Annotated in this window: 10 protein-coding genes; 5 read left to right on the plus strand and 5 right to left on the minus strand. The window is 63.4% G+C overall.

From position 1 onward, the window contains the following. Positions 1–219: 219 nt before the first annotated feature. Together SINAC_RS18575 and SINAC_RS18580 are read left to right on the plus strand one after the other, a co-directional pair. Positions 220–2,472: a hypothetical protein gene (locus SINAC_RS18575; protein ID WP_154673880.1), complete on the plus strand. Its 2,253-nt coding sequence runs from the start codon at positions 220–222 to the stop codon at positions 2,470–2,472. 215 nt (positions 2,473–2,687) lie between these two features. Beyond that, on the plus strand, positions 2,688–4,253 hold the full coding sequence (locus SINAC_RS18580; protein WP_015247153.1) for a hypothetical protein: 1,566 nt from the start codon (positions 2,688–2,690) through the stop codon (positions 4,251–4,253). Positions 4,254–4,271: 18 nt separating this feature from the next. Here the strand turns inward: SINAC_RS18580 and SINAC_RS18585 are convergent, their stop codons facing one another. From SINAC_RS18585 to SINAC_RS18605, 5 genes are all read right to left on the minus strand, one after another. Continuing rightward, positions 4,272–5,195, minus strand: a complete 924-nt coding sequence (locus SINAC_RS18585) for a macrolide 2'-phosphotransferase (protein WP_015247154.1) — start codon at positions 5,193–5,195, stop codon at positions 4,272–4,274. A 144-nt stretch (positions 5,196–5,339) separates the two neighbouring features. Then, a complete protein-coding gene (locus SINAC_RS18590; protein WP_015247155.1) occupies positions 5,340–7,199 on the minus strand; it encodes an ABC-2 transporter permease in 1,860 nt (619 codons plus the stop codon). Beyond that, positions 7,196–7,969, minus strand: coding sequence for an ABC transporter ATP-binding protein (locus SINAC_RS18595; protein ID WP_015247156.1), 774 nt, complete (start codon positions 7,967–7,969; stop codon positions 7,196–7,198). The genes SINAC_RS18590 and SINAC_RS18595 overlap by 4 nt, the downstream gene beginning before the upstream one ends. Positions 7,970–8,237: 268 nt before the next feature. Continuing rightward, positions 8,238–9,050, minus strand: a complete 813-nt coding sequence (locus SINAC_RS18600) for an SDR family NAD(P)-dependent oxidoreductase (protein ID WP_015247157.1) — start codon at positions 9,048–9,050, stop codon at positions 8,238–8,240. After that, positions 9,047–10,276, minus strand: a complete 1,230-nt coding sequence (locus tag SINAC_RS18605; RefSeq protein WP_015247158.1) for a Gfo/Idh/MocA family protein — start codon at positions 10,274–10,276, stop codon at positions 9,047–9,049. The genes SINAC_RS18600 and SINAC_RS18605 overlap by 4 nt, the downstream gene beginning before the upstream one ends. Before the next feature lie 360 nt (positions 10,277–10,636). Between SINAC_RS18605 and SINAC_RS18610 the strand changes: the two genes are divergently transcribed. From SINAC_RS18610 to SINAC_RS18620, 3 genes are read left to right on the plus strand one after another with little or no spacing between them, the layout of a single operon-like run. Further along, positions 10,637–11,503 (plus strand): ThuA domain-containing protein, encoded by an 867-nt coding sequence (locus SINAC_RS18610; RefSeq protein ID WP_020467307.1) that lies wholly within the window; start codon positions 10,637–10,639, stop codon positions 11,501–11,503. A 7-nt stretch (positions 11,504–11,510) separates the two neighbouring features. After that, positions 11,511–12,425 carry a sugar phosphate isomerase/epimerase family protein gene (locus SINAC_RS18615; protein ID WP_015247160.1) on the plus strand — a complete coding sequence of 305 codons (915 nt, stop codon included), beginning with the start codon at positions 11,511–11,513 and terminating at the stop codon, positions 12,423–12,425. Further along, positions 12,422–13,501 (plus strand): Gfo/Idh/MocA family protein, encoded by a 1,080-nt coding sequence (locus SINAC_RS18620; RefSeq protein ID WP_015247161.1) that lies wholly within the window; start codon positions 12,422–12,424, stop codon positions 13,499–13,501. The genes SINAC_RS18615 and SINAC_RS18620 overlap by 4 nt, the downstream gene beginning before the upstream one ends. Positions 13,502–13,503 lie beyond the last annotated feature (2 nt).

The following is a 13,503-nucleotide window of genomic DNA, read 5'->3' on the forward strand; positions in this document are numbered from 1 at the left end:
CCCTTGAGTGTCAGAGAACAGGCTTGTGGGAATTGCGTTTTGCCCTCAAGAAATGGGTGAACGGAAAAGTCGCCCTCTCCTTCCACTCTTGCGGTTGTTCGGAATATTTTACCTCCCTTTCCCTGCCCGAAGGTCTGACGTTCTGACTCTCCCGGTTCGTCCGGAAAACACCAAGATGCTCGCGCGGAGCTTCCGATACACACGGTGGGCGGGTTGGCGGTGGCGCCAATTCCCTGGTGGCCCGACCGACCGGAGCGGCTCCGCGTGCGGCACGACGATCACTCCTCGAGCCCAAACCTGTCTTCGACGACCGAGCCTCGGCTCGGGTCCCGTGTTCGCGCGTGGGCCTGGCCGGTGGTGCTGGTCGTTTTGATGGTTTTGACGAGCCTGGCCTTGGCCTTTACGGTCTCGGTTTGGCTGGTGCCCCCTTACTTCATCCTGATGGTCTGGATCCTCGCCCCAGCGCAAGGCCCGCGCGATCACGTGCCGGCCCCGCTCGCGCCAGGTTCCCAGCGAGTCTCCGACGACGAGTCTGAAAGTCTCCTCGAACCGTCTGAGCTTGAGATCGGTCTCCGATCGCAGGCTGAGACGGTCGTGCTGGCTTCCTCGCCCTCCGAGACCGCGGCCGATCTTGATGGAGGAAACGACCCTGATCCCGTCATGGTGAAAACCAAGCGGGGGAGGGGGCGGGGGCGGAAGGCGAAGGGGGGACCGGTCGTCGAACCGACCGTGGCACCCGCAACCTGGATTCAGGTCGGCCCAGGGAAGTTCGTCCGGGTCGAAGGCCCGAGCACGAACGCGGACACGCAAACCGAGCCTGTCCTTGCCCAGTCTGAAAGCGATCCCACCTCTCCTCTTCCGTCGGCCTTGCCGGCTTCCGAGGATGTGGAGGAGCGTGTTTCCCAAGAACTCGCCGCCGAAGTCAGTCCGGAATCTGAGAATCGCTCTGCGATCTTCGACGCGCCGGCTGCTCGTGACGAATTCACTGAGGATGAGCCGATCACCGACAATGTCCCTCCTTCGTCCGACGGCGAAGCTTTGCTTCGCCCGTCCTCGGAGGAGGTCCTTTTGTCGGAGGAAGAGCCTGTCCCTGGTGAACTCGCCGTCGAGATCAGTCCGGAGCCCGAGAATTGCCTTGCGACCTTCGATGCGCCGGCGGCTTACGACGAGTTTCCCCAGGATGAGCCAATCACCGACGACGTCCCTTCTTCGTCCGACGCCGAGGCTTTGCTTCGCCCGTCCTCGGAGGAGGTCGTTTTGCCGGAGGAGGAGCTTGTCCACCAAGAACTCGCTGCCGAAGTCAGCCCGGAATTCGAGGATCGCCCCGCGCTCTTCGACGAACCGGCTGCTCGTGACGAATTCACTGAGGATGAGCCGATCGCCGACGCCGACTTCTCTCCGTCCGACGCCGAAGCTTTGCTTCGCCCGTCGCCGGAGGAGGCTGTTTTGTCGGAGGAGGAGCCTGTCTCTGGTGAGCTCACCACTGAGTTCAGTCCGGAATTCGAAGATCGCTCCGTGAGCTTCGATGCGCCGGCGGCTTGCGACGAGTTTCCCCAGGATGAGCCGATTACCGACGCCGACTTCGCTTCGTCCGACGCCGAAGCCTCGCTTCGCCCGTCCTCGGAGGAGGTTCTTTGGTCGGACCCTGATGGTTCCCTTGGGGATGTTTCGGAAGTGCCTGTCCCTCGAGAACTCGCCGCCGAGTTCAGTCCGGAACTCGAGGATCGCTCCGCGACCTTCGATGAGCCGGCTGCTTGCGACGAGTCGATCCAGGATGAGTCGATCACGGTTGCCGACGTCGCCTTTTCTGCGCCCGACCTCGAGGCTTGTCCTCAACCGTCGCCGGAGGAAGTCGTTCTGCCGGAACCCGATGGCGACTCACCCGACTTTGAGTTGCACCAAGATGAGACCGACGTGGACGAGGGTGCCTGCCAGGATACGCTGGCCTCTCATGAAGATGACGAGGTCAGCGCCGAGGTTGAGGTTGGTTCTGTTGATTTCGCGGAGGTCACGGGAGAGAGCGTTCCCGCGTCTTCGAGGTTGGAGGATCATGAGCTCGGCCCAGTCGAGCCGTCGGGGGATCAGGGTATCGCACTCGATGCTCCCGCCGTCGCCTGGACCACCGAGTTTGCCGACCCTCCCTTCGAGGAAGCCGAAAGCGTTCGATCCCCGTCCCCCCGTGCGGTCATCGCGCCGCCCCGCTCGACTGACAACGCACCGTTTGTTTCCTGGAGAGGGGTCTGGCCGCGTGTCGGACCCGCCACGGTGGGCCGGCCTTCGGGGGCGCGACCTTCGAGGCGCGTGGTCCGTTCCGGCCCGAACGCTCGGGTTTCCCCCGGCTTCCGTTGGCGCTCGCGCCGGGGAGTCGGATCGTATCGGTTGGTCTGCCGAACGTTCCCACCCCGTTCGCCCCCAGTCCGTGGAACCATTCCTCGCTTCGAGACGGGGCGCGGCGTTCGAGAGAGCGATTGACCAATCAGGTCGATCCGCATCTCGATCGCCCGCCCCGTTTCGCTTTCGAAAGGGGTGATTCGGAGCCTGTCCACGGTGGAATGCCCCTGGTTTGAAGCCCTCTTTTCGTCGGAACCAGCGGTCGCTCGTGCGGGACCAGATGGAGCGTTACAATCTCGGGACAAGACGTTCCCGGGCAAACTTCAGCAGGCCGTTTGAACCAAGGCGACGATTACATGATGGCTGCCTTTGAAATCAACGGGCTCCTCCGCAAGAGCCGGCGGCAAGTGTGCCACAGGATTCCTCTGGCCATTCTCATGGCGACGCTGGGGGGCCTCGGATTCCTTCCGACCGGCGCTGCGGTGGCCGCTCAGCTCAGGGCGGGCGTGGCCAAAGTCGACATCACGAACAGGGAGGCCGGACCGGTCAATGACCCGTTGTATGTCAAAGCCCTTGTGCTGAAGGATGACGCCACGACGGCCGTGATCATTACCGTCGACGCCGTGGCGATCGGCGAGATCGGGCACATCAAGAACGACTATCTCGCCAAGGTGCGTTCCCGGCTCGAAAAGGAACTGAGTATCAAGCCGGAGAGCGTCCTGGTCAACGCCAGCCATTGTCATGGAATTGTGTGCGGGGATGTCGATCAGCGGACGTTCCAGGCAGTGAAAGAGGCCACGGAGAACCTGGTTCCGGTCAACGTCGGCGCCGGCGTCGGCCATGAGAATCGGATCATGGAGAACCGCCGGCTCAAGCTGAAGAATGGCAAGGAGATCGACGTTCGACATGCGTACTCGGTGCCCCCGGATGACGTTGTCGCCGAGGTCGGTCCGGTGGATCCGGAAATTGGCATCCTTCGGCTCGACCGCAACGACGGGCAGACCCTGGCGGTTGTCTACAACTTCGCGTGCCACCCGATCCAAGGGGTTCCCAGCGGTGGAAACACCGCGGACCTCACCGGGTTTGCGTCCCGGGTGATCGAAGACAACTTGAGCGAGGGGACAATCGCCTTGTTCTTGCAGGGGTGTGGTGGTGACATCAACCCAGTCGCGTATAAGGACGTGAATAGTCCAAGAAATGCGGAACCCCTGGGAAACATGCTGGGCCTGAGCACCTTGCAGGCCTTGAGAAAGGTGCAGAGCAAGAAAGACGATCGGCTCAAAGTCATCCAGGAGACCGTCCGGCTGCCCAGAGCCGATGTTGCCGAACGCATTCTCTCCATGGAGGCCGAGCAGCAAAAAATGCTTCAGTCCTTGCAAGGCACGAGCCTGAATTTGAAGACGTTTATCCCGTTGGCTGTGAAGTACAACCTGTCGAGCGAGTTTCCTTCCTATAGCTCGCACCGGTACTTGCTCGAAAAGATGCTGAAGCGGGACGACCTGGTCAAGCTCGATGCCGAGAATCGAAGCAATATGAAGGCGTACATTGACAATATCTATGTCATGGAACAACTCACCAGGACGCAAACGAACCTGGCCTTGTTGCGGAAGCACCAGGCGGACAACGTGGCTGCGGGAAGTCAGACGATCGATGTCGAGATGGTGGGGGTGAGGGTCGGTGAGTTCGTCCTGGTCACGTTTCCAGGGGAATTGACCGTGCAGATCGGGCTCAACCTCAAGAAGAAGGCTCCTCACGACCTTGCGTTCGTGGCGGGCTATACCAATGGGTATATCTATTATGCGCCTACGGCGGAACAGCTCAGGAACGTAGGGGGAGCGCAGGAAGACAGCGACTGCATCCTCGCGCCGGCATGGCAGCAAATCTTCGAGGAACGCGCGTTGGCGTTACTCAAGAAGCTGTGAGGTGAGTCGCTGGCAGGATCATGCCGACTCGCCGTCGGCTCCGAGCTGTTCCTTGATCGCAGCGAGACGTTCGTCCTGGCCGCTGGTGAGTGCGAACAGGGCGTACTTGATGGGGAAGGCGGCGAGTCTTTCGTCGACGTGGCGGCGCAGGCCCGGCCATGTCCGTCCGCCGGCCGCTTCGTATTCGTCGAGGAGGCGTTCGAGGCCGGACTCGCCGAACCCCATGAGATGGAAGATGAAGTCGATGGCGGGGTCGCTCACCTCGGCCTCGGTCCAGTCCAGCAGGCCCGTCGCCCGGGAGGTCTCGTCGACCAGGACGTGGCCGACGTGGAGGTCGCCGTGGACCAAGGTTGTGAACGGGGGCCACGACGCGTCGTCATCGAGCCAGGTGCGCCAACGTCTCCACAGGCTTTCGCCGATGCCGATTTCACGTTTCACCCGGTCGAGGTCGTCGGCGAAGGCGCGTCGTGCCTCTTCTGGTGACGAGACCTTCAGGCCGGCAGCGGCGGCTTCGGCGGGATCGATGCCGTGGAGTGCGGCGAGCGTGCGGGCAAAGCTTTCCACGAAGGCCGGGTTGTCCTTGGCGATGTTCCAGGTGGGCTCCTTGGTGACCGGATCGACGGTCACGGCGGTCGTGCCGGCCAGACGCGGATAGGCGATCAAGTCTGGCGTGGCGATCCGCCAGTCAGGGACTTCGACCGGCAGCCTGCCTTTGAGGAGGTCCAGAACCCGTGCCTCGTTTTCGGCCCGCGGCCAGACGTCAGGGCGGCGGGGAATTCGGAGCACCCAGTCCGTACCCTCCTCGTCGGTCGTGAACGCCGCGCGGAAATCGAGGCCGAGGTCGTTCCACTCGATTCCGCCTACCGGCGCGAGGCCATGACGACGTGCGAGCGCAGCGATGGCCTCAGCGTTGGATCCTGCTCCTTCCGCAGAGGTCTCCATCAGCGTCCTTTCTCCAATGCTCAGGCTCTTGAAACGACATGAGGTGCCCGACCGCTTGCCGTTTGAGGACACAACGGCCCGGGCGATGGTTCACGAACTGTTCGCTCTTTTTTTTTCTCAAGAGCGATTTGCCTTTGGGTGGCGTCAAGGCGCCCGGTTGGTCACCGTTTCCAGAATGATCTGCTCTCGGGTTTGGAGCAAGCGCCCGAGCCACCCCAGCGAGAGCCGGTAAAACAAGACGACCACCGCACATTCCGCCAGCGCTAACATCAGGAAGACCGGGGCATTCTTCGTCCAACCGAGGGATGTCGACAACACCTCCGCGCCCAGCGGCAAGAGCGTGGGCACCTGGGTCAGCGGGAAGAGAAACATAAGAGTGAGCATTTGTAAGAGCATCGTGCTCAGCTTCGGATTCTTTGGCTTCAGCGAACCGCCGGCGATGTAAATCGGCGTGTAGATGGAAAGCAGGTTCGCCAAGAGGCAGAAGAGCAGGAACATCGAGACGAACTGCGGGGCGATGGCCAGGAAGTGGTCCAGCCGCATGGGGCAAAACATCTGCACGGCCGCCAGCAGGATCGCACTCATTCCCAGGGTGATCGGGGCGTAAGACAGATTCTTGCCGAGCAGGATGTCTCGCCGAGGCGCTGCGCTGAGCACGAAGACGCGAAAACCGTCGCGGTCGAAGCCGAATTGGTTGCCTACCAGTGGAAGTACGCCGAAGAACACGAAGAGCATCCCCCCGATGGCGATCATCGGCCGAAGCGGCTCCGGAGTCGCGAACCGTTGGCTCCAGAGGTTCCAGAGCATGGAGCCGAAGATGACGCCCATGATCAGGGGGGTCAGCAACATCATTTTCGCCTCGGGCGCCCGCAGGATGGAGCGAAGGCTCCCCAGCGCGATCGCCGAGACCGGTTCCGACAAGCCGGGAAGCCGGGCTTCGAGCAGCGAGGTCCCCGGCTTTCGGGGGTTCGCCGTCGGGGCGAGTGCAGGGTCGGGCGTCGGCCGGCCTTTTCGGTTGATCGGCTCCCCTTGATAGAGAGCGATCGTGGCGCGGTACGCGCGCCCGAGGCTGACGACTCCGATCAACGTCATTCCCAACAGCCCGAAGACCGTCGGCAGGACGCGGCCCTCGGCCGCGGACATGACGCCCAGCGGCAGCCATCCGATAGGCAAGACCGTATTCACGAGTCGGGCTGTTTTTTCCAACCGTTGCATGATTTCGCGGTTGGCCCGTTCGGTGGTGAGCTTGTGCTCTTGCATCACTTCCTGCAGGCGACGCACGTATTCCGGGCCGTCAATTTCCTTCGCTTTCAGAGAATGCTCCAGCTTTGCGACCTCGTTCGACAATGCCGTGGATCGGTTTGCGTGCCGTTGGGTGCCCCAGGGGGAGAGAATGTTGATGAGGTTCGGCAGTTGAAAGATCAGAACGAGGAACATGGTCGCGGTCATAATCACCGTTCGGCGACGGCGCGGGTTACTCATCAGCGAGGCCAGCCAGCCCTGGAATTGATAGGTCAGGGCGGTGACCATCAGCAGGAACGCGGCCAATAACGGGAGGACGGGCAGGAGCGACGCTCCCTTGACAGAAATCAATGCCAGGCTGAACCCGAACATTACCGGAGCGAAGACGATCAGGCTCAGACGCATTAGCGAACTGAGATAATTGATCAGGAACGCTCCGTTGGCCGAGACGGGCAAGTGGAGGATCTTCGCCAGTGACAATGGGTCGCTTCTCTGCAACTCCGTCAAGAGGCCGGTCCCCCAGAGGAGCAGAAAGCCGACGACCACTCCATCCCACGCATACAGCAGGTGAGTCGGCGTTGCCTTGGGGATCGCATACGTCCCGAAGACGAAGCAGGCGATGAATAAGGGGATGGCCGTGACCAGTGCACCGATCATCACAATCATCATCACCACGGCATTGAAGGCGCCGGCGCGGCGGTACTCATTAACCATCAAGCGCCAGCGGAGCCAGACAACGGCCTGCAAGTGTTGCCAGGTCACGACGTCGCCTCCTCGAGCCAGTTGAGCTTGTTGCGACTGGCTTCCTGGTCGGCCCCCGCCTTCTGGAGAAACGACTCTTCCAGCGAGGCCCCCTGGCGGATTGTGTCCAACGACGCCTGCTCGACGAGATTCCCTTTGACGATAATGCCGACATGGGTGCAGAGGCGCTCGACGATTTCCAGGACGTGGGAAGTGAGGAAGACCGTCGACCCTCGGGCGACAAACCCCGCAAGCAGGTCGCGGATCACGCGTGAGGTCACCGCGTCGACCCCTTCGAACGGCTCGTCGAGGAAGAGCAAGTCGGGGTTCGGCAGGAGCGCCGCGGCCATGGCCAACTTCTTCTTCATGCCGTGCGAATATTCGAGGGTGAGCTTCTTTTCCTCGTTCTGCAGGTCCAGGATCGAGAGCAACTCTTCGCTCCGGCTTCGGATCGTGTCCCGAGGCATCAGGTGGATCCGGCCGACGAAGGTGAGGTATTCTCGCGCCGTCAGATTGTCAAACAGGGCCAGGTCTTCGGGAATGACCCCCATGTGCCGTTTTGCGTCCAGCGCCTCGTGGGGGTCGAGCATGTTCCGGCCCAGCACTTTGATTTCGCCGCCGGAAGGTGCGAGCAGACCCGTCAACATCTTGATGGTTGTCGACTTCCCTGCGCCGTTGGGTCCAAGAAACCCGTAAAATGTCCCACGTTCGACGGCCAATTCGATACCGTTGACGGCGCAGGCGTTATTGAAGAACCGGGATAACTGATGCGTTTCGATCGCCAAGGTCATAGACATCGCTCGCCAAGGTTGTTTGTCGACGCTTGCATCGACGATAACAGACCCCGCCACGCCAGGCCATCGGAACGGAACCGCGGCGACCGTTTCGGGCTGGGTGCTGCCATTTGCGATGGCGGGACCGGCGGCGGCGTTCTGCGATTGTTGCCCGCGCAGCAGCTTGGGGCTTGGAGATGGTGATGCCTGGTGTCGCCTTCGTATCAGCAAGATGCTGAGCCAGGATCGACTCGGACAAGAATATGAACCACGCGGGATGGTTTTCCTAAATGGATTGCCCCAGGTCCTTGGGGAAATTTGCAGTACGGAATTCTTCCGGGAGGAGGGAGCCGCTGAGCATGCCGCCGTCGACGAGGAGAGCGGCGCCGGTGACGTAATCCGAGGCAGGCGAGCAGAGGAAGAGGGCGGCTCCAACGAGGTCCGCGGCGGTTCCCATGCGGCCCAGCGGGATGGTGGAGTGCTGACGCTCGCGTTCGACCAGGGCCTGGATGTTGGGCTGGCGGACGATCTCGGTATCGATCGTGCCCGGGGCGATGGCGTTGACTTGGATCCGGTGGCGCGCGAGTTCCAGGGCCATCCCCTGGGTGAGCATTTTGACGCCGGCCTTGGAGACGCAATAGTGGACCTTCTCTTCGCCTGCCGCCTCCGCGGCCTGCGAGGAGATGTTCAGGATCTTGCCGCCACGCCCCTGGAGGACCATCTGCCGGGCGACGCATTGGCCGAAGAGGAAGAACCCTTTGAGGTTCACCGCCAGGGTCCGATCCCAGAGGTCCTCGGTCAGGTCGAGGAACGGAACGAATTCGCAGAACCCGGCGTTGTTGACCAGGATATCGATGTGACCGAACTCGCGCGCGACAGCAGCGACGAACTGGCGAACGGCCGGGGCGTCGGCGACGTCGATGGCGGCGGCCAATGAGCGGCGGCCGAGCGCCCGGATCTCGTCGGCGACCCCCTCGCCGGCCCATTCGGTGACCGCCACGTCGGCGCCCTCGCGCGCCAGGCCGAGCGCGATCGCCCGGCCGATGCCTCGACGACTGCCGGCGCCGGTGACGATCGCGACTTTCCCTGTGAGAGTCATGAGCGGGTCTCGAACTGCTTCAGGTCGATCCGGGCGTCCAACGCTTCGCCGGATTTCAGCATCGCGTCCCAGGTGACTTCACGCCCTTGGTAGGCGGCCGTGCGTATCAGGATGGCGCTCAGCGCGCTCTCGGCGCCTCGGAAGGCCTCGTTGCGGAGGTTTCCCGTGCGGATGTCCTCAATGAACGCCCGGTACTTGTTGGCCTCGGCGTCAGTGACGATCTCGTTGGCGCCCGAGTCCCAGGGGGACTCGCCGAAGATCTTGACCCCCCCGCTGTAATGCGATTCGGAGACACCACGCGTCCCGAAGAACCGTTCGCCCGCGTCGCCGAGGCTGGGGGGGAACTGGGTCGACTGGAAGTTCACCACGACGTCGTTGGGGTAGGTCAGCGCACCGACGTAGTGATCCCAGACGTCGCCGAAGTCGGTGCGTGCCTTGCGCCCGCCCTTGGCGAATGCCGAGATTGGGTGCCCCTTGAGGATCCAGTTGATTTTGTCGATGCCGTGGACGTTCTGCTCGACGACGATGTCGCCGGAGAGGATGCGGTCTCCCGTCCATCGCCTGATCCGGGCCTCGTCGGGGCCGACGTTGGGCGGAGCCACGAGCCCGCCGCCGCCGAAGTAGAAGAACGACTGCGCGGTCACGATCTCGCCGATCGCTCCCGCGTGGATTCGCTTGACCATCTCCTGCATGGCCGAGGCCCAGGGGACCTGCATCCCGACGTGGAAGACGATCTTCCCCTCGAACCGCTTCGCCAGCTCGATCACCCGCAAGCAGCCGGGGACGTCGACGGCGACCGGTTTCTCGCAGTAAATATGCCGGCCGGTCCCGGCGATCATCTCGAGCACGGCCGGGTAGTAGTAAGGGGTGATCGCGATCAGGACGGCGTCGAGGTCGCTTTCCGCAAGCCGGAGCGCAGACTGCGGGCCGTGGTAGAGCCGGTCAGGCGCGACCGGCGGCAGGCCCTTCGCCTTGAGGACGCCGTCGAGAGTCGGTCGGATCTTCGTGACCTTGTCTTCGAAGAGGTCGGCGAGCGCGACGAGCTGCGCCCCGGCCTGGGTGATCAGGCCCGTGGCGTCATGCGGGCCTCGGTTGCCGCACCCGATCAAGCCGAACCGGATTGGCCGGCCGGCGGTCGACTCTGCAACAGCCGATGAACCAGCGGCGACGGCCAGGCCCGCGCCGACGCTGCCGAGGAACTCTCTGCGATTCACGGCGGGTCTCATCAAGATAGCCCTTTCCTTGACGTGCGTGCGGGGGAGTCCGGCACGACCTCATCGGATCTCGGGAACACAGGCTGCGCGAGTCGACTGAAGCCTGCGTTCGCGTCGGCTATGTGATATGGCATCATTTGGCTGAGATGTCAAGAGTTCGCCCTCCGCGTCCAGAGTCCGAAGGATCCGACGGTTGCTGCTTGTTCGTTGGGGAGCGGGCCGCCTGGCAAGGCACTTGTGACCCTGAATTGCGGAGGGGGGTGGAATCCCTTGAGGCTCTGATATAACATCCGCATTCTGATAAAAAAAGGTCGTCCAGCCTTTGAGGCTTGAGGGTTGGTATCAGCCCTTGACTAAGGAAACTCGCCCGAGGTGTCGACGCCCGCAAGTCCAGGTGACGAGGTGATGATGAAGCGATTCCTCGTGGTGTTTCTGGCGGCGTTCCTGCTGACGACGCTCTCCGGCCCGACCCGAGCGCAGGCACCGAGTCCGGGGCGGGACCCGAAGAAGCTGCAAGTCCTGATCCTCACCGGCTACAACATGCACGACTGGCGGAAGATCACCGAGTCGCTCCGCGCGACGCTCGAGGCGACCGGGCGGTTCGAGGTCCGGGTGAACGAGGAGCCGGTCGGCTGCGACGAAAAAACGTTTGAAGGCTATGACGCGATTGTCCTCAACTTCACCAACCACGCCGGGGTCTTCGGCCCGGAGTGGCCGGACAGCACGAGGCGAGCGCTCCTGAGCGTGCTCGAACGCGGCAAGGGCGTCGTGGCGTTTCATGCGGCCCTGAGCTCGCACCCTCATTGGCCCGAATATGAGAAACTGATCGGTGGCGCCTGGCGGCAAGGGGCGACTCACGCTCCCTATCACACCTTCGACGTCGACCTGAAAGAGCCGGAACACCCGATCGTGAAGGGCCTCCCTCGCTCGTTCCTCCAGCATGATGAGATCAACCAGCGCCTGACGATGCAGCCAGGGATCACCGTCCTTGCCACCGCGCACGACGACCCCAAGAACTGCTCGAAGGGGGAGTCGCCCATCTGCGGGTCAGGCAAGGACGAGCCGATCATGTGGACGCTCCCTTATCGCAACGGCCGCGTCTTCACGACGACCCTCGGCCACGATTTGCGGTCGGTCGGCACCCCCGGCTTCATTGCCACCTTCCAGCGCGGGGTCGAGTGGGCCGCGACCGGCAAGGTCACCCTCCCACCCCCCGCCACACTCCGATCCGGAGATTGATCCACTAATGAGCCGCCCATGGAAGAAAGGGATCGTCATCCGGGCGTTCGCCGACTCGGGAGACTTCTTGGCCGGGACCGCTTTCCTGCGGACCATGGAAGACTACAGCCGGGTCTTCCGGAGGGCGAAGCAGGCCGGCTTCGAGGCCGTTCAGCCCTACCTCGAGCTCGAAGGGGGATTGCTCCACCTTGGCACCGAGCCCGCACAAGTCCGCGAGATTGCCTCCCGGGCGGCCGCCGAAGGGATCGACCTGCCGAGTCTCGAGATCGCCCCTTTGCAGTATTCGTTCACGAGCGACGACCCGGCGACCCGTGCCCGAGGGGTCGACGTTGTCCGGCGGGCCCTCGCAATCGCAGGAGAGCTGGGCGCGCGTGGGATCCTTGTCATCCCCGGATATGTCGGGAAGCCGTGGGATCCGAAGACCGACCAGGTCGACTACGAACAGGCTTGGGACCGCACCCTCGCCGCGCTCCGCACCCTCGCCCCGCAGGCTGAGGCGGCGGGAGTCACCTTGCTGGTGGAACCGATCTGGAACATGTTCCTGCTCAGCCCGCTCGAGATGCGTCGCCTGGTCGACGAGGTGGGAAGCCCGCGCTGCGGGGTCTTGCTTGACACGGGCAACGTCACGCTTTTCGGCTTCGCCGAGCAATGGATGCGGATCCTCGGCCCGCGCGTGAAGGAGATTCACCTGAAGGATTTCCGAAGGCAGGTGGGCACGATCCACGGCTTCGTCCCATTGCTGGCGGGCGACGTCGATTGGGTCGCCCTGGCCCGAGCTGCGGAGGCGGCCGGCTTTGACGGCTGCTGGATCGCCGAGCAGTTCCCGACCGAGCGGCACGGGGAGTCGGTCCTCGACCTGACCTCGGCGGCGATGGACCGGATCCTCGGGCGTCTCGAGCCGGACGGAGTGAATCCCAAATGATGAGTGGTGAGACGATCCGGATTGGGCTGGTGGGCTTGGGGGATATCGGTCGGCTGCACGCCCGGGCGCTGCGGGACTGTGCGGGGGTCGACCTGGCTGTCTGTCGAGGCCGTAACCCGGATCGGGCGGAGGCGCTTGCCCTCGAGATGGGGGCCTCGCTCTACGAAAGCTATGACGCCATGCTCGACGACCCCAAGGTCGCGGGCGTGGACATCTGCGTGCCCAACGACTTGCACCGCTCTTATGTCGAGCGGGCCGCGGCGAAGGGGAAGCATGTCCTCTGCGAGAAGCCGATCGCGTTGACCTGGGACGATGCGCGGGCAATGGTGGATGCGTGTCGAAAGGCCGGGGTCCGGCTGATGGTCGCCCACGTCTTGCGGTTCTGGCCGGAGTACGTCCGGCTCCGCGAGCTGTTGCGCTCGGAAGCGCTGGGGCCTTGCCTGGCGATCACGATGCGGCGGATGCTCTCCCTCTTGATTTCGGTCCGGGGGGAGGACGGGTGGCGGCATCGCCCCGGCCGGATGGGGGGCGTCGTGCTGGACTTGCAGATCCATGACCTCGACTTCCTCCGCTGGACGTTCGGCATGCCGGAGCAGGTCTTCTGCGCAGGCCCGCGCGACGGTGACGGCGGCCTGAACCACGCGTATACGACCCTCCTTTGGCCGTCTGGCTTGCGCGCCCTGGTCGAGGGGAGCTACTTGCTCCAGGGCGACCCGATGGTTTTCACCGCCAAGGCGGTCTGCTCGTTCGGGTCCTTCGACTACGGGATGAATCTGCAACAGTTCGCGATGCATGACATGAGCGGCGCCGATGCGGGTCGGACGGCGCACGACGACCCGGCGACTTTGCATTGCTATCGGCCGGGCGAGCCCCCCGAGGTTCTGTTGCGCCAGGAGCAGGACGTGCTTGGTGCGGCCTTTGCCCGCGAGGTCGCCTGTTTCGCCGACCTGGTTCGCGGTCTCCCTCGCGATGACGCCCCCGAGCCGGGCGAGGCTCTCGATGCCCTCCGGCTGGCCCTCGCCTGTGCTGAGTCGGCGGAGCGGGGCGAGGTGGTCCGGATCGGCCCGGCGCTTTGAGG

It is taken from the genome of Singulisphaera acidiphila DSM 18658, assembly GCF_000242455.2.
Taxonomy (GTDB): Bacteria; Planctomycetota; Planctomycetia; order Isosphaerales; family Isosphaeraceae; genus Singulisphaera; species Singulisphaera acidiphila.

What these genes read in the sequence shown, in the direction of transcription:
- SINAC_RS18580 (WP_015247153.1), top strand. Translation starts at nt 2,688, where the DNA reads ATGATGGCTGCCTTTGAAATCAACGGGCTCCTCCGCAAGAGCCGGCGG.
- SINAC_RS18585 (WP_015247154.1), bottom strand. Translation starts at nt 5,195, where the DNA reads ATGGAGACCTCTGCGGAAGGAGCAGGATCCAACGCTGAGGCCATCGCT.
- SINAC_RS18595 (WP_015247156.1), bottom strand. Translation starts at nt 7,969, where the DNA reads ATGACCTTGGCGATCGAAACGCATCAGTTATCCCGGTTCTTCAATAAC.
- SINAC_RS18600 (WP_015247157.1), bottom strand. Translation starts at nt 9,050, where the DNA reads ATGACTCTCACAGGGAAAGTCGCGATCGTCACCGGCGCCGGCAGTCGT.
- SINAC_RS18605 (WP_015247158.1), bottom strand. Translation starts at nt 10,276, where the DNA reads ATGAGACCCGCCGTGAATCGCAGAGAGTTCCTCGGCAGCGTCGGCGCG.
- SINAC_RS18615 (WP_015247160.1), top strand. Translation starts at nt 11,511, where the DNA reads ATGAGCCGCCCATGGAAGAAAGGGATCGTCATCCGGGCGTTCGCCGAC.
- SINAC_RS18620 (WP_015247161.1), top strand. Translation starts at nt 12,422, where the DNA reads ATGATGAGTGGTGAGACGATCCGGATTGGGCTGGTGGGCTTGGGGGAT.